Below are 19,695 nucleotides of genomic sequence, written 5' to 3' on the forward strand. Positions count from 1 at the left end.
AGCTTTGTAACAAAAGAAAAAGAAGGGAGAATGAAAGATATGAAAGAGCAGGTATTACAAGTAACAAAAGGTGACTTCGTAGGATCAGCAAGTGGAGCGGTAGTATTAACAGCATTAATCGTATTTTTATCAAGCGTATTAGTATAATAGAAGTTTTGTAATAAAAGAAAAAGAGAGGAGAATGAAAGATATGAAAGAGCAAGTATTACAAGTAACAAAAGGTGACTTCGTAGGATCAGCAAGTGGAGCAGTAGTATTAACAGCGTTAATCGTATTTCTATCAAGCGTATTAGTATAATAGAAGTTTTGTAATAAAAGAAAAAGAGAGGAGAATGAAAGATATGAAAGAGCAAGTATTACAAGTAACAAAAGGTGACTTCGTAGGATCAGCAAGTGGAGCAGTAGTATTAACAGCGTTAATCGTATTTCTATCAAGTGTATTAGTATAATAGAAGTTTTAAATTAAACAAAAAAGGAAGGAGAATGAGGGATATGAACAGTGAACAAGTGTTTCAAGTAACAAAAACAGATTTATTAGGATCCTTAGGTGGAGCGGTAATATTAACATCATTTATTCTATTCCTTGCAAATGTATTAGTATGAGATATATAAATACAATCATTCAAAAAAAATAAAGACTCTAACGTATTAGTAAGTAGTTAATATGTTGGAGTCTTTTTTATATTCTTCTTATATACCCTCAAGTATTAAAGTTACCTCATTATCCAGCATTCATGGCTAATTAAACGCTGCGGTTGAAACTTGATTCAACGAATAATCAAAAAGCCACTGAATAAAATCCCGCTTTATTTCAAAGAGAAAAAAGTCGAATTTTATATGTAAGAAAAAAAGAGGAATTTGACAGAAAAGATAGAAAATTTTAAAGGTCAGAATTTGTTAGCTTGCTAACTAATTTCTATTAATTAATGTTGGAAGCGTTTTCGGTTGGTTTTAAGTATGGACCATTTAATCTATTTACAGGGGGATGAAGATATTATGAAACAAAAATCTATGGATACGCTAGCTGCACAAATGGAGGACTTTTTTCCAGTACGTGATGTAGATCATTTGGAATTTTACGTAGGGAATGCAAAGCAATCGAGTTATTATCTTGCGAGAGCGTTCGGATTCAAAATTGTAGCTTACTCTGGATTAGAAACTGGAAACCGTGAAAAGGTATCTTATGTTCTTGTGCAAAAAAATATGCGTTTCGTTGTGTCTGGAGCTTTAAGTAGTGAAAATCGTATTGCAGAGTTTGTAAAGACTCATGGTGATGGCGTGAAGGATGTGGCACTACTTGTTGATGATGTTGATAAAGCATACTCAGAAGCAGTGAAACGTGGTGCCGTCGCAATTGCTCCACCGCAGGAATTAACAGATGAGGACGGTACATTGAAAAAAGCAGTTATTGGTACGTATGGTGATACAATTCATACGCTTGTAGAGCGTAAAAATTATAAAGGGGCATTTATGCCAGGATTCCAAAAGGTAGAATTTAATATTCCATTTGAGGAGTCTGGTTTAATTGCTGTTGATCATGTAGTTGGTAATGTTGAAAAAATGGAAGAGTGGGTTAGTTATTACGAGAATGTTATGGGCTTTAAACAAATGATTCATTTTGATGATGACGATATTAGTACAGAGTATTCGGCGTTAATGTCAAAAGTTATGACGAATGGAAGTCGTATTAAGTTTCCTATTAACGAACCAGCAGACGGAAAGAGAAAGTCACAAATTCAAGAGTATCTAGAATTCTATAATGGAGCTGGTGTACAACATCTTGCTTTATTAACAAGTGATATTGTTAAAACAGTTGAAGCGCTTCGTGCAAATGGGGTGGAGTTTTTAGATACACCTGATACTTATTACGATGAGCTAACTGCACGAGTTGGAAAAATCGATGAAGAAATTGATAAGTTAAAAGAATTAAAGATCTTAGTAGATCGTGATGATGAAGGTTACTTACTACAAATCTTTACGAAACCAATTGTAGATCGTCCGACTTTATTTATTGAAATCATTCAACGTAAAGGTTCTCGTGGATTTGGTGAAGGAAACTTTAAAGCGTTATTCGAATCAATTGAAAGAGAACAAGAGCGTCGCGGAAACTTATAAGATTTGTATCCACCAGCAAAAGTCCCTTTGCTGGTGGAAATTTCATTTTTATAAGGAGGAATCAGGATGAAATTTGTTACATTTCGTCTTCCTTCAAAAGAACTACGGGCTGGATGGCTTGAAGGTGACAAAGTAATAGATATGAATCTTGCTAGTGAAGGGAAAATCCCTTCTTCTATGATAGATTTTTTAGAGAAAGCGGATGAGTATGTAGAAGTAGTGCGGAATATTAAGAATCCAAATAAGGGTATATATGCTTTAGAAGAAGTACAATTGACAGCTGCTCTTCCTAATCCGAGTAGTATTCGAGATTTTTACGCATTTGAACAACATGTAAAAACAGCTCGTGGACGAAGAGGATTAGATGTTGTGCCTGAATGGTATGATATTCCGGTTTTTTATTTTACTAATCATCGTGCTGTAATTGGTTCCGGTGATTTTGTAATTGGTCCGAAAAAGTCTAAAAAGCTTGATTATGAGTTGGAGATTGCTTGCGTAATAGGAAAAGAAGGGCGAAATATTTCTCGTGAGCAAGCAGAGGAATATATTTTTGGTTATTGTATTATGAACGATTGGAGTGCGAGAGACTTACAAGCAACAGAAATGAAAGTAGGTCTCGGTCCAGCGAAAGGAAAAGACTTTGCAACTTCTTTAGGAGCACATCTCGTTACGAAAGAGGAATTAGACGTTTATCGTAATGGTGATCGATATAATTTAGAAATGACTGCTCATGTAAATGGAAAACTATTATCAAAAGGAAACTTCCAAGATATTTACTATACATTTGCTGAAATGATTGAACGTGCTTCAGAGGACGTTACGTTATATCCAGGAGATGTGATTGGTTCTGGGACAGTAGGAACAGGATGTATTTTAGAACTGGGTACAGAAGAGTGGCTACAAGATGGAGATGTTGTAGAACTGTCGATTACTGGTTTAGGTACACTACGTAATACGATCAAAAAAGAAAAGGAAGCGGGTGATGGGCATGTTTTATCGTCACATGGGAGAACTACCTCATAAACGACATGTACAATTTCGTAAAAAAGATGGGTCGCTTTATCGTGAACAGGTAATGGGAACAAAAGGTTTTTCTGGTACGCAGTCTATTTTGTATCATCATTATATGCCAACAGAAGTAGGTCATTCTGCATTATCGCATTCTTGTCAGTTGCAGTATGAAGAGGATGTTGCTCTTTCTCATCGCCACTTTCGAACGAAAGAAAGTAAAAAAAGTGGTGATGCAATAAGTGGACGTAATTTCATACTTGGAAATGAAGATTTGTTAATTGGAGTAGTGAGTCCAACAGAAAAAATGGATTATTTCTATCGTAATGGTGATGGCGATGAAATGTTATTTGTTCATTATGGAACAGGGAAAATTGAAACGATGTTTGGAACGATTCACTATAGAAAAGGCGACTATGTAACGATTCCAATTGGAACGATTTATCGTGTTATTCCAGATGAAGGAGAGACTAAGTTTCTTGTTGTAGAGGCAAATAGCCAAATTACAACGCCGCGTCGTTATCGAAATGAATACGGACAATTGTTAGAGCATAGTCCGTTTTGTGAAAGAGATCTTCGTGGTCCAGAAAAATTAGAGACATATGATGAAAAAGGCGAGTTTGTCGTAATGACAAAATCAAGAGGCTATATGCATAAACATGTTTTAGGACACCACCCGTTAGATGTTGTTGGATGGGATGGCTATTTATATCCGTGGGTATTTAATGTAGAGGATTTTGAACCAATTACAGGGCGCATTCATCAGCCACCGCCAGTACATCAAACATTTGAAGGGCATAATTTTGTTATTTGCTCTTTCGTACCACGTTTATACGATTATCATCCAGAGTCAATTCCAGCACCATATTATCATAGTAATGTTAATAGTGATGAAGTTCTTTACTATGTAGAAGGAAACTTTATGAGTCGCAAAGGTGTGGAAGAAGGTTCTATTACACTTCATCCGAGCGGGATTCCCCATGGACCGCATCCGGGGAAAACAGAGGCAAGTATAGGGAAGAAAGAGACGCTTGAATTAGCTGTTATGATAGACACATTCCGTCCGCTTCGTATTGTAAAACAAGCACATGAAACAGAAGATGAAAAGTATATGTATAGCTGGATTGAACAAGGTTCATATACTGTGAAATAAGTAAAAAAGGCATGCTCTCAATAAGGGGGGCATGCCTTTTTCACGGAATCGACATGTATAATAATACCAAAAAAATAATGGAAAGATATATAGAAAGAATAATAAGGATCGTGCATATTCAGAAGAATTTCTACTTGTTTCGACAAAAGTATTGACTAGGAAAAGCGTAATGAGTAAAATAAAAAAGCGAATTAAAAATTTTCAGAAAATTTAAAACTTGGAGGAGTGAAAGATGAAGCAAATTTTTCAAAAGAAGCCAATTGCAAAGTTAATGCATGAAAGTAAGCAAAAAACGTTAGCAAGAACATTGGGTGCGCTAGATTTAACTATGCTTGGAATCGGAGCAATTGTTGGAACTGGTATTTTTGTTCTAACGGGTGTTGTGGCAGCGAAACATTCTGGGCCAGCTATTATATTATCATTTGCGATTGCCGCGTTAGCTTGTGCCTTTGCTGCATTTTGTTATGCTGAATTTGCTTCTTCAGTTCCTGTCTCGGGCAGTGTGTATACGTATACATACGCGACGATGGGGGAAGTGTTCGCATTTTTAATTGGCTGGGACTTAATGCTTGAATATTTACTTGCTACATCTGCTGTAGCAAACGGTTGGTCTGCATATTTTCAATCTTTATTAAAGGGGTTTGGAATTCACATTCCGACTATTCTCTCCTCGGCTCCTGGTACAGGAAAGGGTGGAATAATTGATTTACCTGCAGTTCTAATTATTTTAGTGATGACAGTTCTTTTATCTAGGGGTGTTCGTGAAAGTGCACGAGTAAATAACATTATGGTATTTATTAAAATAGCAGTTGTTCTTATTTTTATCTTTGCTGGTTTTAATTATGTGAAACCTGAAAACTGGACGCCCTTTATGCCATTTGGTTTAGATGGTGTAATGGCTGGAGCGGCTACAGTATTCTTCGCATTTATAGGATTTGATGCAGTTTCAACAGCGGCAGAAGAAGTGAAACGTCCGCAACGTGATTTACCAATTGGTATTATTGCATCGTTATTAATTTGTACAGTTCTTTATATCGTTGTTTCGCTTATTTTGACAGGGATTGTTCCATACGGCCAGCTAAATATATCAGATCCAGTTGCTTTTGCACTTCAATTTATTGGACAAGATGGTTTAGCGGGGGTAATTTCAGTAGGAGCAATTACAGGAATTACAACAGTAATGCTAGTTATGATGTATGGGCAAGTTCGTGTTTCTTATGCGATGAGCCGAGATGGTTTACTGCCGAAGCGTCTTGCTAAAGTTCATCCGAAATTTAAAACGCCATTTTTAAATACATGGACAACGGGGATTATTGCGGCACTGATTTCAGGATTAATAGATTTAAATGTTTTAGCACATCTTGTAAATATGGGGACATTGTCAGCATTTGCACTTGTAGCTGTTGCGGTAATCGTAATGAGAAGAACTCATCCAGACTTACCAAGGGCATTTAAGGCTCCGCTTGTACCATTTTTACCAGCATTAACAGTGATTTTCTGTTTATACTTAATGCTTCAGTTATCAGGGACAGCGTGGATTAGTTTTGGGATATGGATGGTTATTGGTATAGCGGTTTACTTCTTATATAGCCGAAAACATAGTGCTTTAAATAATAGTAAAAAAGAAGAAGATGTTGCAAATTTATAAGCGAAAAAATCCATTCTAATTCTGTTAGAATGGATTTTTTATTTGAAAATTTACATTTTTCTGAACTTGTTATAAGATAATTGTTGGCTAACTAAAGGGGTGGAATGATGAAAAATACGTGGCGTGAGTTAAGGGAGATGGACCGTAACGTATGGATTCGATTTATTGGAGAGACGTTAAATGGAATTGCAATGATGATGTTAATGCCTTTTTTTGCATTATATTTAAAAGATAAGGTAGATTCGTTGTTGGAAGTTGGGGTTATTATGGCGCTTTCTCCAATTGCTGCAAGCTTTGGATCACTTATAGGAGGGAGAATTGCTGACATATATGGAAGAAAGCCTATTATGATATTTTCTATGGCAAGTAATGCATTATTAATGCTCGGTTTTCTATTTATAGAAGGATTTATTCCATATGCAATTTTATCTATTTTTTTAGGGTTGAGTAATTCTTTATTTCATCCAGCTGCATCAGCTATGGTCGCGGATGTAACGGCACCAGAAAAAAGAACAGAGGCATATGGTTTATTACGAATGGGACACAATATAGGTGCTGCGATTGGTCCGATAATGGGAGCATCAGTAGTTGTGTTGTCAAAGAACCTTGTGTTTATTATTGCCTCTTCTACAATGCTATTTTATGCGTTACTTGTATTACTTCTTATTCAAGAGACGATGCCAAAGAGCATAGATAAGGAAGAACATAAAGAAAAGGAATCTGGGGCAGTTTGGAAAATTGTAATGCGAGATAAGGCATTAATGATTTACTTATTAGCAGGTATTATCATTTCGATGGGGTTTTCTCAAACGGAAGGCATGCTGCCACTACATTTTGATAATGAAATGAAGCGTATTTTTGGAACGAATAATCCATATCCATATTTAATGGCGTTAAACGGACTATTAGTTGTTTTATTCCAGTTTCAAATTTCAAAATGGGCTACGGATAAACCAGTTGGGAAGACGATGTTATATGGTGCATGTTTATTCGGGATTGGATTATTTTTTATAGGGTGGTTACCGAAGTGGTTTGGAGAATTTAATACAAATGCTACAATTATTTTAATAACACTACTGTTCGTTTATGCTATATATACGTTAGGTGAAATGATTATGTCGCCTGTACAGATGACATTTGTAGCAAATTTGGCCCCTGAGCATTTGAGAGGGACTTATATGGGAGCTGCAAGTTTGCAGTGGATTACAGGAAGCGCATTTGGCCCACTTTTGGGAGGTTTTTTATTAGATCGGTTACTTGGTCACCTTCTATTTACAATTTTAGCTGTAGGATGTGTAGTTGCAGGTATTGTATATGTTTCTTTAGATCGCCTTGTTGAGCAAAGGCAAAAAGACACACTAACCAAACAATCTTCTTAGTGAATAGGTGACATACACAAAAAAGGGGATTTCTACATATTTTAGGTACATAACTAGATTAGATTGCCATTTTATTTTGTGTACCTATATAGAAAATGAAATGAAAAACCAATAAGTGATGTTATTTAATTATTTATGGAAGTTACATTTTATTTCAAATAGGAACTACCTATTTTTATAAAAAGTGCTAAAATAGAAAAATGAAAACAATTGGTTAGGGTGATTTCATTGACGAAAATTAAATTAGGTTTATTATATGGTGGAAAATCAGCTGAGCATCAAGTTTCGCTACAGACGGCTCTTGCTGCTATTAAAGCGTTAAATCAAGATAAATTCGAGATTCATCCAATTTATATTACAGAACAAGGTCAATGGGTACGCGGTGAGCGTATTGAAGGCGAAGTAACAGATGTTGAAGCTTTAAAAATGAGCGGTGCAGAAAATGCGATTTCTCCGTTATCATTAAGTACAGAAATTATCCCATCTGCAGCTTCTGAGGAGAACGCTATTGACGTTATTTTCCCATTACTACATGGACCAAACGGTGAAGATGGAACGGTTCAAGGACTATTAGAATTAATGAATATCCCTTATGTAGGAAATGGTGTTCTAGCATCATCTGCTGGTATGGATAAAGTTGTTATGAAAAACATCTTTGCAGAGGCTGGTTTAAAACAAGCAAAATATGCATCCTTCATTCGTAGTGCATGGGAGAAAAATCGTGAGGAAGCTTATTCTAAAGTAGAAGATAAGTTAGGATATCCTTGCTTCGTAAAACCAGCGAACCTTGGTTCAAGTGTTGGTATTAATAAGTGTAAAAATCGTGAAGAACTTGAGGATGCATTTGTAGAGGCATTCCAATTTGATCGCAAAATTATTGTAGAAGAAAATATTGTAGGTCGTGAAGTAGAAGTTGGGGTACTAGGTAATGATGAGCCGAAATGTTCAGTTGTAGGTGAAATCGTTCCGAAAAAGGACTTCTATGATTATAAGTCGAAATATATCGATGGTGATACGGCGCTAATTATTCCAGCTGAAATGACAGAAGAAGAATCTAATGTAATTAAGCGTGATGCGATTATTGCATTCCAATCATTAGACGGTGCAGGTTTAACGCGAGCTGATTTCTTCTTAACGAAAGATGGAGAAGTGTATATTAACGAAGTAAACACAATGCCAGGATTTACACCGTTCAGTATGTTCCCTCTATTATGGCAACATACTGGGTTACCGTATCCAGAATTAATTGAAGAGCTAATTCGTTTAGCGATTGAACGTCACGAAGAAAAACAAAAAATTAAATATACAATCTAACAAAAAAGGAGGAAGCACTATTCGTAGGAATAGTGCTTCCTCTATGTAAGGAGCGTTTCTATATGATAAAGCGAATGTTAAAGCAAGTGGAACAGATGGTAAATGGTACTGGATTAGCAGAGCAATATGAGGGAATTACTATTCAAGGCGTGTCTATTGATACAAGAAAAATTGAAAAAGGAAACTTGTATGTTCCGATTCAAGGGGAGCGCTTCGATGGACATGCTTTTGTAGATAAAGCTGTTGAAAATGGAGCTGTGGCTACATTATGGATGAAAGATGTAGCGAATCCACCTGAGAATCTTCCGGTTATTTTTGTGGAAGACACGCTATCCGCATTGCAAATGTTAGCGAAAAACTATCGCGATCAATTGGATGTTAAAGTTGTAGGTGTAACGGGTAGTAATGGTAAAACATCTACGAAAGATATTGTAACAAGTCTTCTTGCGACTAAATTCAAAGTGCAAAAAACAGAAGGGAACTTCAATAACCATATCGGATTACCTCTTACCATTTTAAACTTAGAAGAAAATACAGAAGTAGCAGTATTAGAGATGGGTATGTCAAGCCGAGGCGAAATTGAATTCTTATCTAAGTTAGCTCGTCCTAATGCAGCTATCATTACGAATATTGGTGAGGCACATTTAATGGATTTAGGGTCTCGTGAGGCAATTGCTGAAGCGAAATTAGAAATTGTTACAGGGTTACAAGAAGGTGGCGTGTTCGTATATAACGGAGATGAGCCTTTATTAACGAATCGTGTTCCTGAAATGAATTTAGCAGCAGAAACGGTTACGTTTGGTGATGCAAGAGCAAACGATTATTATCCAACGACTGTAACATTACAAGCAACTGGGACACATTTCAAAATGAATAGAGATGAAAATATTTCATTCTACTTACCTGTGTTAGGAAAACATAATGTGTATAATACACTTGCTTCAATGGCAATTGCGAAACATTTTGGTGTAACGTGGGAAGAGATGAAAGAAGGTTTAGTAACACTTCAAATGACGGGCATGCGTATGGAAATTGTGAAAACAAATAGTGGTTTAACAATTATCAACGATGCTTATAATGCAAGTCCGACGGCTATGGAAGCAGCATTCCATTTAATGAATGGTTTAGATGGTTTTGCTAAAAAAATCGTTGTGCTCGGTGATATGTTAGAACTTGGAGATCAAGAAGTACAGTTCCATTATGAGGTAGGAAAATTAATCGATCCAGCAAAAATCTCGCATGTATTCACATACGGTAGATTAGGGGCTCAAATTGCTGAAGGAGCGAAAATTAATTTCCCTAATGAACGTGTAAAGGCGTATGATAATAAAGAAGAGTTAGTAAAAGATTTACAAGCAGTAGTCGATGTGAAAGATGTTGTATTAATAAAAGCATCTCGCGGTATGAAATTAGAAGAAGTAATTACGATGTTGAAATAATTGGTGTATATAAATAGGGATGATAGTTACGAAAATAGAAGAAACTTATAATAAGCGCTTACAGTAAATATAAAAAAATAAAAGTGAAGAAAAAAACTCTGAATATGAAAATAAGGTAACAGTTGGGTTTGCTTTTTACACATACAAAACTTATAATTGATAAAGTGTAATAACGTTTAGAAGTATTTTCGTGAAGAATATACGCCCGTTTATATACGTGAGCATTCAGGAAAAGGGCTTTTCCGCAAATTCGGAAAACGCCTTTTTTTAAATGATAAGTATAGGATAGAAAAGGAGAAGTAACATTGACAACATTTCGAGAATTAGGATTAAGTGATTCTTTACTGCAATCTGTTGAAAGTATGGGCTTTGAAGAGGCTACACCAATTCAAGCTGAAACAATTCCACATGCATTGCAAGGTAAAGATATTATTGGGCAAGCGCAAACAGGTACAGGGAAAACAGCAGCATTCGGATTACCACTATTAGATAAAGTGGATACACATAAAGAATCGGTTCAAGGTATTGTTATCGCGCCAACGCGTGAATTAGCAATTCAAGTTGGAGAAGAATTATACAAAATTGGTAAGCATAAACGTGTTCGCATTTTACCAATTTATGGTGGTCAAGATATTAACCGCCAAATTCGTGCTCTAAAAAAACACCCACACATTATTGTTGGTACGCCGGGTCGTATTTTAGATCATATTAACCGTAAAACACTTCGCCTGCAAAACGTAGAGACAGTTGTTCTTGACGAAGCGGATGAAATGTTAAACATGGGCTTCATTGAAGACATTGAAGCAATTTTAACAGATGTGCCAGAAACACATCAAACATTACTATTCTCAGCGACAATGCCGGATCCAATCCGCCGTATTGCTGAGCGTTTCATGACTGAGCCTCAACACATTAAAGTAAAAGCAAAAGAAGTAACAATGCCAAACATTCAGCAGTTCTATTTAGAAGTGCAAGAAAAGAAAAAGTTTGACGTGTTAACACGCTTATTAGATATTCAATCTCCAGAGCTTGCAATCGTATTCGGTCGTACAAAGCGTCGTGTTGATGAATTATCAGAAGCATTAAACTTACGTGGTTATGCTGCAGAAGGTATTCACGGTGATTTAACTCAGGCGAAACGTATGTCTGTATTACGTAAATTTAAAGAAGGTTCTATTGAAGTTCTTGTTGCAACAGACGTTGCTGCACGTGGTCTTGATATTTCAGGCGTAACGCACGTATATAACTTCGATATTCCACAAGATCCAGAATCATACGTTCACCGTATCGGTCGTACTGGTCGTGCAGGTAAAAAAGGTATTGCAATGCTATTTGTAACACCACGTGAATCAGGACAATTAAAAAATATCGAGCGTACAACAAAACGTAAAATGGACCGTATGGATGCACCGACACTTGACGAGGCATTAGAAGGTCAACAACGTTTAATCGCTGAAAAGCTTCAAAGCACAATTGAAAATGAAAACTTAGCATACTACAAGCGTATTGCAGAAGAAATGTTAGAAGAAAATGACTCTGTAACAGTAGTAGCTGCTGCTTTAAAAATGATGACTAAAGAGCCGGATACAACTCCGATCGCTTTAACATCAGAACCACCTGTTGTTTCAAGAGGCGGCGGTTCTAAAAAACGCGGCGGTAACGGAGGCGGATACCGTGATGGTAACCGTAATCGTAGTCGTGATGCACGCGGCGGTGGCGATGGACGTAATCGTGACCGTAACCGTGATGGACGTAATCGTGACGGAAACCGTGATCGCAATCGTGATGGTGGTAGTCGTGGTCGTAGAGGTGAAGGCCAAGGTCGCCCTGGTTCTTCAAATGGACGCGGCGAAAGAAAACATCATAGCCGTCCACAAGCTTAATAAAAAAAGAGAATGCCCTTTGCGGGCATTCTCTTTTTTTATTTCTATAATTGTGCATACTACATAATAGTTATGATAGAAAAGGGGCTGTTATATGCTTGTAAGGCTTGGTTACGTTGCGATGAGTGTACATTTGAAGAATGCATCTCCATCTCAAACGATGACGTATGCACAGTTTCAGAAATTAAATGATCGTGCTGCTGCAATTCGTAAACTTGAAAGAATTGCTAATTCCAATTTAGAAAATTGTTTACGTTTATTAAAGCATAATAAAGGGCATGACATATCTTTCTTTCGGCTCAGTTCAAAGCTCATTCCTTTAGCGAATCATGAGGAATTGCTAGAGTGGAACTATATTCGTCCTTTAAAAGAAAATTTAAAAAAACTAGGTGAATATGCAGTTCATATGAATATGAGAATTGATTTCCATCCAGATCATTTTGTTGTACTAAATTCACCTGAGGAGAGTGTTTTTAAACAATCTGTAAAAACATTGCAGATGCACAAAAAATTATTAAAAGGCATGGGGATTGAACATAAGCAACGATGTGTACTGCATGTCGGAGGAGGATATAAAGATAAAGAACTTGCATTAGAGCGCTTTATAGAGAAGTGGTCTAATGTCCCAAGGGGTATTCAAGAAATGATTATATTAGAAAATGATGATACAACCTTTACGTTAGAGGAAACATTATATTTAGGAGAAAAATTAGATATTCCCGTCGTATTTGACTTGCATCACCATATGATGAATAATGAGCAAGAAGATTGGTATGAAGATTGGGCACGTGTCGTTCATACGTGGGAAACGTCTTTGTTGCCGGTTAAAATGCATATCTCTAGCCCTAGAGAGGGAAAAGATCCAAGAGCTCATGCAGATTATATTAATGTAGAGGCATTTTTATCTTTTTTAAGAAGGATAAAGGGAAGTGTTCCGCAAATTGATTGTATGATTGAGGCGAAGATGAAGGATGAGTCTTTATTTCAATTAATGAGAGATTTAAGTGAACAAGTAGATGTAGAAATTATCGATGGTGCAAGCTTTTATATTAAATAAGCTTTGCACCATCGTTTTTTTTGGTTAAAAAAGGGGTTAAAATGCCACCGGTTATTAAACCTGTTAAATGACTGATCGGATTGGCAGAAGGGTTAAAGAAAGTAAATAGTAGTAATAGAAGAATCATAATTGAGAAAATGGCAATTTCTTTTGGTTTTGAAGAGCGGTATTGATTGTACAATAAAAATAACTGTGCACCTAATAGTCCGAAAATACCACCTGATGCACCTGCGTGAATATATTCAAGCGGCATAATAATATAAGAAGAAATATTTCCAGAAATTCCAGAGAGAAAAAATAGAATAAAAAAAGAAAAGTGTCCGAGTTGCTTTTCGATAGAAGAACCAAGAGCAAACAAAAAAATACTATTAGAAAGAAAATGTTGTAAGTCTACGTGTACGAGAAGAGAAGTTATGACACGCCACCATTCTCCTTTAGCGATATATTCATTAGAGGCTGCCAGTGGTAAGAGAAAAAAGTCGCCTAATATCATCATGACTAAATGAATAAGAAGTAAGGTAAGAATAGTCGGTTGTAAAGAAATATGAGTGGATCTTATTAGCATACGGTTACTTTCACCCCTTTTGCATCAGAAAGATTCTCTGTTATTCTTATCAATATGAAAGAAGAAAGTTAAATAGAAGAAGGGGATTTCGAAATGATTATAGGGATTGGTATCGATATTATTGAATTAAATCGTATTGAAAAAATGCTAGATGGAAAGCTTAAATTTATGGAACGTATTTTAACGGAAAATGAACGTAATGTTGCTATGGAGCTGAAAGGAAGTCGCCTTACAGAGTTTGTAGCTGGAAGGTTTGCAGCGAAAGAGGCGTATTCAAAAGCTGTAGGTACTGGTATCGGAAAAGAAGTGAGTTTTTTAGATATTGAAGTGAAAAATGATGAAAGAGGTAAGCCAATTCTGATTACAAGTACAGAGTATATTGTTCATTTATCAATTAGTCATAGTAAGGAATTTGCTGTTGCTCAAGTTGTTTTAGAAAGCTCGTCACGCTAGTCTGCATATTTTATATCTTTGTCTCATATATTTGAGGTAGCGATAAGGAAGGTACATCTTCCATTCATTTATAGGGGCAAAGGGGCTGAATTGATGAAAAGGCGTCTGTTTTTAGTTCTTGTCGGTTTGTTGACCGTTTTTGTGTTGGCGGGTTGTGTGGAAAAGAAGCAAGATGATGTCGTGAGAGATTTAGAATCAAAAGTAAAAGGGATGAAAAGTTATCAAGCTGAGGCAAAATTATCTATTAAAACAGGCAATGAGCCTCAAGAGTATAACGTAGAGATTTGGCATAAGGAACCGTCTTTTTATCGTGTGAATTTAAAGAATGCAAAAAAAGATCAGAGCCAAATTATTTTGAGAAATGAAGAAGGTGTATTTGTATTAACGCCAGCACTTAATAAGAGCTTCCGTTTTCAAAGTGATTGGCCGCAAAATAGTAGCCAGGCTTATTTATATGAATCACTTGTAAGAGATATTTTGCAGGACAAGAAAAACCTTACTTTTGAGAAAACAGATAAGTATTATATTTTTAAAACAAAAACAAACTATCAACATCAAAATATGTTGCCGAGACAAGAGATTACATTGAATAAGAGCGACTTGACTCCAGTTTCAGTGAAGTTACTGGATAATGATCAAAATGTTCTTGTGAAAGTAGATTTCTCTAAAGTGAAATTCGATGCGAAATTTGATAAAGGTGCATTTGATACGAAACAAAATATGTCTAGAGCACAGGTAGATGTTCAAACAACAGCGAAAGAAGACAAACCGTTTGCTATTTTGTATCCACTTGATACACCACAAGGTATGACTCTGAAAGATGAAAAAGAGTTGAAGACAGACAGTGGCAAGCGTGCGATACTCACATACACTGGAAATAAGAAATCCTTTACTTTAATACAAGAAAAGGCAAAAGTTGCAGAGGCATCATCAGCGGTAAGTGTAAGTGGAGAACCAGTTGATCTTGGGTTTACGATTGGTGCATTGACGAAAGACTCTGTAACGTGGTCGCATAACGGAGTAGAATATATGCTCGTGTCTAAAGGTTTAGAGCCGAAGGAGCTGTTAATGGTTGCTCGTTCAGTTACAGCGAAGCAGGTGAAGTAAACTTCTTAGACGTGGTGATATATGTGCACCACGTCTTTTCTTAGTTTGAAGGTGGATTTCATAAAAGAAGCATATAAAAGAATAAGCTTCGCATATCGTGTATAAGGAAGTGTATTTATGGAAGAAGCACCATTTTACCGTGACACTTGGGTGGAAGTGGATTTAGATGCCATTTATAACAACGTTACACATATTAAAGAGTTCATCCCAAGTAATGTAGAGATTTTTGCTGTAGTTAAAGCAAACGCATATGGGCACGATTATGTACCGGTGGCTAAAACGGCATTAGAAGCAGGTGCAACAAGGTTAGCTGTTGCTTTTTTAGATGAAGCTTTAGTGCTTCGGAGGGCTGGTATTACTGAACCGATTTTAGTGTTAGGTCCCTCGCCGCCGCGTGATGTAAATGTAGCTGCTGAAAATGATGTAGCGCTAACTGTTTTTCAAAAAGAATGGGTGGAAGAAGCAATTAAACTTTGGGATGGTTCATCTGTAATGAAATTCCATATTAACTTTGATAGTGGTATGGGGAGAATTGGAATACGTGAAAGAAAAGAGCTAAAAGAATTTTTAAAGAGTTTAGAGGGTGCACCGTTTTTAGAGTTAGAAGGAGTATACACGCATTTTGCAACGGCAGATGAGGTTGAGACTTCGTATTTTGATAAGCAATATAACACGTTCTTGGAGCAGTTAAGTTGGTTGAAAGAATTCGGAGTGGATCCTAAGTTTGTTCATACAGCTAATAGTGCTGCGACGTTACGTTTTCAAGGGATTACATTTAATGCAGTGCGAATTGGGATTGCAATGTATGGATTATCTCCTTCTGTAGAAATACGTCCTTTTTTACCATTTGAATTAGAACCGGCGCTATCACTTCATACGAAAGTTGCTCATATTAAACAGGTAATTAAAGGTGATGGAATTAGTTATAACGTCACCTATCGAACGAAAGCTGAAGAATGGATTGCGACTGTAGCGATTGGCTATGCAGATGGGTGGCTTAGAAGGTTACAAGGATTTGAAGTGCTTATAAATGGTAAAAGGGTACCGATTGTAGGGCGAGTAACAATGGATCAGTTCATGATTCATCTTCCTTGTGAAGTGCCACTTGGTACGAAAGTTACGCTTATTGGAAGGCAAGGAGATGAGTATATTAGCGCTACAGAGGTTGCGGAATACTCAGGGACTATTAATTATGAAATTATTGCAACGATCAGTTTCCGTGTGCCAAGAATATTTATACGGAATGGTAAGGTTGTAGAGATAATTAATTACTTGAACAATATATAGAAGGTAGTATGATTGCTTCTTGTCATTGGAGTGACTGTTCATTGCTGGATAATAAGCTCTTTTTGATGAGAAGCTTTTTACTTATAATCATTTTTTATATAAGTTGCACGTAAGTTTTGAAGAGGAGTTCTATTGTTTTTAGTTAGTTATGAGATAAAAAATTTAAGAAGATGAATGTTTTGTTTGTGAATTGGAAAACATAAGCAAGGAATAAGGAAGTCTTTGCAACAGGCTCCATACAATGGTATTATTACAATAGGTGTCATATATATATTTGGGTGTGTAGTTGACGGTGGAGGTGTATTTTTGTGTCCGAATCAAGTGTAACTACTGAAATCGTGGTTCGGTTGCCAAAGCAAATGGTAACGGAATTGGACGGAATTGGAAAACAAGAGAATAAGAATCGCCATGAACTAATTTGCCAGGCAACACAATTGTTATTGCGTCAACATAAGACGAAGAAACGCTACCAACATGAATCAATGCGACGTGGGTACATTGAAATGGGAAAAATTAATCTTGGTATTGCATCTGAAGCTTTCTTAGCAGAGTATGAAGCAGCTCATACAGTAGAACGCTTAGTTAGCGGGGGGTAATATTTTGATTGTAAAACGCGGCGACGTGTATTTTGCAGACCTTTCCCCAGTTGTTGGTTCTGAGCAAGGAGGCGTTCGTCCGGTTCTTGTCATTCAAAATGACATCGGAAATCGTTTTAGTCCAACGGTGATTGTAGCGGCTATTACTGCACAGATTCAAAAAGCGAAATTACCCACTCATGTGGAAATTGATGCGAAAAAGTATGGTTTTGAGAGAGATTCTGTTATTTTACTTGAGCAGATTCGAACAATCGATAAGCAACGCTTAACGGACAAAATCACTCATTTGGATGAAGTGATGATGAGTCGTGTAGATGAAGCGTTACAAATTAGTTTAGGACTAATAGATTTTTAAATCGGCAGTTTAAGTTGCTCTCTTTGAAGGGCAACTTTTTTTATTATAGAGGAGGTTACGGTTGTATATGGAAATGGTAGATAATCGACAAGCGTTAATGAAAATGTTAGTGAAAGAATTAGGCTTTACCGAAAAGCAAGTTCGTCATGTTATTCAATTAACAGAAGAAGGTAACACAGTTCCATTTATTGCTCGTTACCGAAAAGAATGGACAGGCTCTTTAGATGAGGTGCAAATTCGTACGATTTTAGAGAGATGGCAATATATGATGCAACTTGAAGATAGGAAGGAAGAAGTTCTTCGTCTTATTGATGAGAAGGGGAAACTGACAGAAGAGCTACGACAGCAAATTGTTAAAGCTACAAAGTTGCAAGAAGTAGAAGATCTATATCGTCCATATAAAGAGAAAAGAAGAACGAAAGCGACAATTGCTAAAGAAAAAGGATTAGAACCATTAGCTGAATGGTTATTGTTATATAAGAAAGAAGATCCGGCTAAAAAGGCAGTGGAATTTATTAATGTAGAGAAAGAAGTGCAATCTGCAGAAGAAGCTTTACAAGGTGCACAAGACATTATTGCAGAAATGGTTTCAGATGAAGCTGCGTATCGTAGTTGGATTCGAAATGTTACTTTTAGAAAAGGTGTTATGTCTTCGTCCGTGAAAGATGAAGAAAAAGATGAAAAGAATATATATGAAATGTATTACAGTTATGAAGAACCATTGCAAAAAGTAGTACCACATCGTGTATTAGCAATGAATCGTGGCGAGAAAGAAGATATATTGAGAGTTGCTGTTGTTCCGCCAGTAGATGAGATAGTAACTTTTTTAAATAAGAAAGTAATTCGTGATAACGATTCGAAAAGTGCACATTATGTACAATTAGCGATTGAAGATGGTTATAAACGATTAATTCAATCTTCAATCGAAAGAGAAATTCGTAAAGAATTAACAGAAACAGCTGAAGAACAAGCGATACATATTTTCTCTGAGAACTTACGTAACTTATTATTACAACCTCCGATGAAAGGGAAAGTCGTGCTAGCGGTAGATCCGGCATATAGAACTGGTTGTAAATTGTCTGTAGTAGATGATACGGGGAAAGTACTACATATCGATGTTATTTATCCGCATCCACCTGTTCGTAAATATGATGATGCAAAAACGAAAGTTCTTTCTATTATAGATAAATATCAAGTTGAAATGATTGCAATTGGTAATGGGACAGCATCTAGAGAAACAGAAGAGTTTATAGTAGATGTATTACAAAGTGTGAACCGAGATGTCTTTTATATTATTGTAAATGAAGCGGGTGCTAGTGTATATTCAGCTTCTGATTTAGCTCGTGAGGAATTCCCAAATTTACAAGTTGAAGAGAGAAGTGCCGTTTCTATTGGAAGACGTCTGCAAGATCCACTTGCTGAACTTGTGAAAATTGATCCTAAATCAGTTGGGGTTGGACAATACCAACATGATGTATCTCAAAAGAGACTGAATGAGTCATTAACATTTGTAGTAGAAACAGCTGTTAACCAAGTTGGGGTTAATGTAAATACGGCTTCGGTTGCATTGTTACAATATGTTTCAGGTTTATCGAAAACTGTTGCGAAAAATATTGTGGCAAAGAGAGAAGAAGATGGGAAATTCACGAAGCGCACGGAATTAAAGAAAATCCCGCGTTTAGGTGCAAAGACGTATGAACAATGTATAGGTTTCTTACGTATACTAGAAGGAGCGAATCCATTAGATCGAACAGGTATTCATCCAGAGCAATATAAGAATGTTGAATTGTTATTGAAGAGTCTAGGGTTATCGATAGATGACGTAGGACAACCGCAATTACAAAAGAGATTGGAAGAAGTAGAGATTTCTAAGTTATCTCAAGAAACAGGAGTTGGGGAGCCGACGTTAGTTGATATTATAGATGCACTTATTAGTCCAGAAAGAGATATGAGGGATGAGTTGCCTAAACCACTTCTGAAAAAAGGGATTTTGAAATTAGAAGATTTAAAACGTGGTATGGAATTAGAAGGAACAGTTCGTAACGTTGTTGATTTTGGTGCTTTTGTTGATGTTGGCGTAAAGCAAGATGGTTTAGTACATATTTCTAAACTTAGCAAACAGTTTGTAAAGCATCCGTTAGATGTTGTATCAGTAGGGCAAATTGTAAAAGTATGGGTAGATGATATTGATACAAAAAAAGGACGCGTTGCACTATCTATGTTGCCGATTGAATAGTAAGAGAAGAGAGCAGATGAAACTGCTCTTTTTTTTATGGAATAAAAAGTGTAATGGATTATGAGCTTTGATGTATTTTGCTATAATAAAACCAGCATTC

Annotated in this window: 21 protein-coding genes (1 of these 21 only partly in view); 19 read left to right on the top strand and 2 right to left on the bottom strand. The window is 36.4% G+C overall.

The features are described 5' to 3' along the window. The first annotated feature begins 30 nt into the window (after positions 1 to 30). From ACXKY9_RS01260 to uvsE, 13 genes are all read left to right on the top strand, one after another. Positions 31 to 147: a DUF3948 family protein gene (locus tag ACXKY9_RS01260; RefSeq protein ID WP_000654250.1), complete on the top strand. Its 117-nt coding sequence runs from the start codon at positions 31 to 33 to the stop codon at positions 145 to 147. A gap of 43 nt (positions 148 to 190) precedes the next feature. Next, positions 191 to 298, top strand: coding sequence for a DUF3948 family protein (locus tag ACXKY9_RS01265; RefSeq protein ID WP_000664237.1), 108 nt, complete (start codon positions 191 to 193; stop codon positions 296 to 298). A 34-nt stretch (positions 299 to 332) separates the two neighbouring features. After that, complete coding sequence (locus ACXKY9_RS01270) at positions 333 to 449, top strand: DUF3948 family protein (protein ID WP_000654250.1); 117 nt, start codon at positions 333 to 335, stop codon at positions 447 to 449. Between the two features lie 43 nt (positions 450 to 492). Continuing rightward, positions 493 to 603, top strand: coding sequence for a DUF3948 family protein (locus ACXKY9_RS01275; protein WP_001083690.1), 111 nt, complete (start codon positions 493 to 495; stop codon positions 601 to 603). A 393-nt stretch (positions 604 to 996) separates the two neighbouring features. Further along, positions 997 to 2,115, top strand: a complete 1,119-nt coding sequence (hppD, locus tag ACXKY9_RS01280) for a 4-hydroxyphenylpyruvate dioxygenase (protein WP_000810922.1) — start codon at positions 997 to 999, stop codon at positions 2,113 to 2,115. Positions 2,116 to 2,181: 66 nt separating this feature from the next. After that, the gene (locus ACXKY9_RS01285) at positions 2,182 to 3,138 is read left to right on the top strand and encodes a fumarylacetoacetate hydrolase family protein (RefSeq protein WP_000674006.1); all 957 of its coding nucleotides are present in this window, start codon (positions 2,182 to 2,184) and stop codon (positions 3,136 to 3,138) included. Further along, on the top strand, positions 3,104 to 4,276 hold the full coding sequence (locus ACXKY9_RS01290) for a homogentisate 1,2-dioxygenase (RefSeq protein WP_013141710.1): 1,173 nt from the start codon (positions 3,104 to 3,106) through the stop codon (positions 4,274 to 4,276). Before ACXKY9_RS01285 ends, ACXKY9_RS01290 begins: the two co-directional genes overlap by 35 nt. A 232-nt stretch (positions 4,277 to 4,508) precedes the next feature. Further along, complete coding sequence (gene bcaP / locus ACXKY9_RS01295; protein WP_000809349.1) at positions 4,509 to 5,924, top strand: branched-chain amino acid transporter BcaP; 1,416 nt, start codon at positions 4,509 to 4,511, stop codon at positions 5,922 to 5,924. A 107-nt stretch (positions 5,925 to 6,031) separates the two neighbouring features. Continuing rightward, positions 6,032 to 7,303 carry an MDR family MFS transporter gene (locus tag ACXKY9_RS01300; protein ID WP_000799726.1) on the top strand — a complete coding sequence of 424 codons (1,272 nt, stop codon included), beginning with the start codon at positions 6,032 to 6,034 and terminating at the stop codon, positions 7,301 to 7,303. A gap of 228 nt (positions 7,304 to 7,531) precedes the next feature. Continuing rightward, positions 7,532 to 8,617, top strand: a complete 1,086-nt coding sequence (locus ACXKY9_RS01305) for a D-alanine--D-alanine ligase (protein WP_000161427.1) — start codon at positions 7,532 to 7,534, stop codon at positions 8,615 to 8,617. 62 nt (positions 8,618 to 8,679) lie between these two features. Continuing rightward, positions 8,680 to 10,056, top strand: a complete 1,377-nt coding sequence (gene murF / locus ACXKY9_RS01310) for a UDP-N-acetylmuramoyl-tripeptide--D-alanyl-D-alanine ligase (RefSeq protein WP_000595961.1) — start codon at positions 8,680 to 8,682, stop codon at positions 10,054 to 10,056. Between the two features lie 305 nt (positions 10,057 to 10,361). Then, on the top strand, positions 10,362 to 11,939 hold the full coding sequence (cshA, locus tag ACXKY9_RS01315; protein ID WP_000206584.1) for a degradosome RNA helicase CshA: 1,578 nt from the start codon (positions 10,362 to 10,364) through the stop codon (positions 11,937 to 11,939). Between the two features lie 94 nt (positions 11,940 to 12,033). Then, complete coding sequence (uvsE, locus tag ACXKY9_RS01320) at positions 12,034 to 12,996, top strand: UV DNA damage repair endonuclease UvsE (RefSeq protein ID WP_000961167.1); 963 nt, start codon at positions 12,034 to 12,036, stop codon at positions 12,994 to 12,996. On the opposite strand, the gene ACXKY9_RS01325 is transcribed toward uvsE, so the two are convergent. Next, positions 12,989 to 13,561, bottom strand: a complete 573-nt coding sequence (locus ACXKY9_RS01325) for a rhomboid family intramembrane serine protease (protein ID WP_000908522.1) — start codon at positions 13,559 to 13,561, stop codon at positions 12,989 to 12,991. The genes uvsE and ACXKY9_RS01325 overlap by 8 nt on opposite strands. Positions 13,562 to 13,654: 93 nt before the next feature. Between ACXKY9_RS01325 and acpS the strand changes: the two genes are divergently transcribed. From acpS to ACXKY9_RS01355, 6 genes are all read left to right on the top strand, one after another. Then, positions 13,655 to 14,014, top strand: coding sequence for a holo-ACP synthase (gene acpS / locus ACXKY9_RS01330; RefSeq protein ID WP_000583417.1), 360 nt, complete (start codon positions 13,655 to 13,657; stop codon positions 14,012 to 14,014). 93 nt (positions 14,015 to 14,107) lie between these two features. Continuing rightward, positions 14,108 to 15,121, top strand: coding sequence for a LolA family protein (locus tag ACXKY9_RS01335; RefSeq protein ID WP_000830135.1), 1,014 nt, complete (start codon positions 14,108 to 14,110; stop codon positions 15,119 to 15,121). 117 nt (positions 15,122 to 15,238) lie between these two features. Further along, positions 15,239 to 16,408 carry an alanine racemase gene (alr, locus tag ACXKY9_RS01340; protein WP_000390616.1) on the top strand — a complete coding sequence of 390 codons (1,170 nt, stop codon included), beginning with the start codon at positions 15,239 to 15,241 and terminating at the stop codon, positions 16,406 to 16,408. Between the two features lie 308 nt (positions 16,409 to 16,716). Continuing rightward, positions 16,717 to 17,004 carry an antitoxin EndoAI gene (locus tag ACXKY9_RS01345; RefSeq protein ID WP_000004570.1) on the top strand — a complete coding sequence of 96 codons (288 nt, stop codon included), beginning with the start codon at positions 16,717 to 16,719 and terminating at the stop codon, positions 17,002 to 17,004. A 4-nt stretch (positions 17,005 to 17,008) separates the two neighbouring features. Further along, complete coding sequence (gene ndoA, locus ACXKY9_RS01350) at positions 17,009 to 17,359, top strand: type II toxin-antitoxin system endoribonuclease NdoA (protein WP_000635965.1); 351 nt, start codon at positions 17,009 to 17,011, stop codon at positions 17,357 to 17,359. Positions 17,360 to 17,426: 67 nt separating this feature from the next. Beyond that, positions 17,427 to 19,595, top strand: a complete 2,169-nt coding sequence (locus ACXKY9_RS01355; RefSeq protein WP_000426236.1) for a Tex family protein — start codon at positions 17,427 to 17,429, stop codon at positions 19,593 to 19,595. 58 nt (positions 19,596 to 19,653) lie between these two features. Here the strand turns inward: ACXKY9_RS01355 and cmpA are convergent, their stop codons facing one another. After that, positions 19,654 to 19,695, bottom strand: partial view of a cortex morphogenetic protein CmpA gene (gene cmpA, locus ACXKY9_RS01360; protein WP_001143642.1) — the end only. 75 nt of this gene lie beyond the right edge of the window; the window shows 42 of its 117 coding nt (coding positions 76-117); its start codon lies off the right edge, out of view — the gene reads right to left on this strand; it ends in the stop codon at positions 19,654 to 19,656.

This window comes from Bacillus sp. 2175 (genome assembly GCF_057812155.1).

Bases quoted from the DNA above. Each gene is read 5' to 3' on its own strand.
- ACXKY9_RS01260 (WP_000654250.1), top strand. From the start codon at position 31: ATGAAAGATATGAAAGAGCAGGTATTACAAGTAACAAAAGGTGACTTC.
- ACXKY9_RS01265 (WP_000664237.1), top strand. From the start codon at position 191: ATGAAAGAGCAAGTATTACAAGTAACAAAAGGTGACTTCGTAGGATCA.
- ACXKY9_RS01270 (WP_000654250.1), top strand. From the start codon at position 333: ATGAAAGATATGAAAGAGCAAGTATTACAAGTAACAAAAGGTGACTTC.
- ACXKY9_RS01275 (WP_001083690.1), top strand. From the start codon at position 493: ATGAACAGTGAACAAGTGTTTCAAGTAACAAAAACAGATTTATTAGGA.
- hppD (WP_000810922.1), top strand. From the start codon at position 997: ATGAAACAAAAATCTATGGATACGCTAGCTGCACAAATGGAGGACTTT.
- ACXKY9_RS01285 (WP_000674006.1), top strand. From the start codon at position 2,182: ATGAAATTTGTTACATTTCGTCTTCCTTCAAAAGAACTACGGGCTGGA.
- ACXKY9_RS01290 (WP_013141710.1), top strand. From the start codon at position 3,104: ATGTTTTATCGTCACATGGGAGAACTACCTCATAAACGACATGTACAA.
- bcaP (WP_000809349.1), top strand. From the start codon at position 4,509: ATGAAGCAAATTTTTCAAAAGAAGCCAATTGCAAAGTTAATGCATGAA.
- ACXKY9_RS01300 (WP_000799726.1), top strand. From the start codon at position 6,032: ATGAAAAATACGTGGCGTGAGTTAAGGGAGATGGACCGTAACGTATGG.
- murF (WP_000595961.1), top strand. From the start codon at position 8,680: ATGATAAAGCGAATGTTAAAGCAAGTGGAACAGATGGTAAATGGTACT.
- uvsE (WP_000961167.1), top strand. From the start codon at position 12,034: ATGCTTGTAAGGCTTGGTTACGTTGCGATGAGTGTACATTTGAAGAAT.
- ACXKY9_RS01325 (WP_000908522.1), bottom strand. From the start codon at position 13,561: ATGCTAATAAGATCCACTCATATTTCTTTACAACCGACTATTCTTACC.
- acpS (WP_000583417.1), top strand. From the start codon at position 13,655: ATGATTATAGGGATTGGTATCGATATTATTGAATTAAATCGTATTGAA.
- ACXKY9_RS01335 (WP_000830135.1), top strand. From the start codon at position 14,108: ATGAAAAGGCGTCTGTTTTTAGTTCTTGTCGGTTTGTTGACCGTTTTT.
- alr (WP_000390616.1), top strand. From the start codon at position 15,239: ATGGAAGAAGCACCATTTTACCGTGACACTTGGGTGGAAGTGGATTTA.
- ACXKY9_RS01355 (WP_000426236.1), top strand. From the start codon at position 17,427: ATGGAAATGGTAGATAATCGACAAGCGTTAATGAAAATGTTAGTGAAA.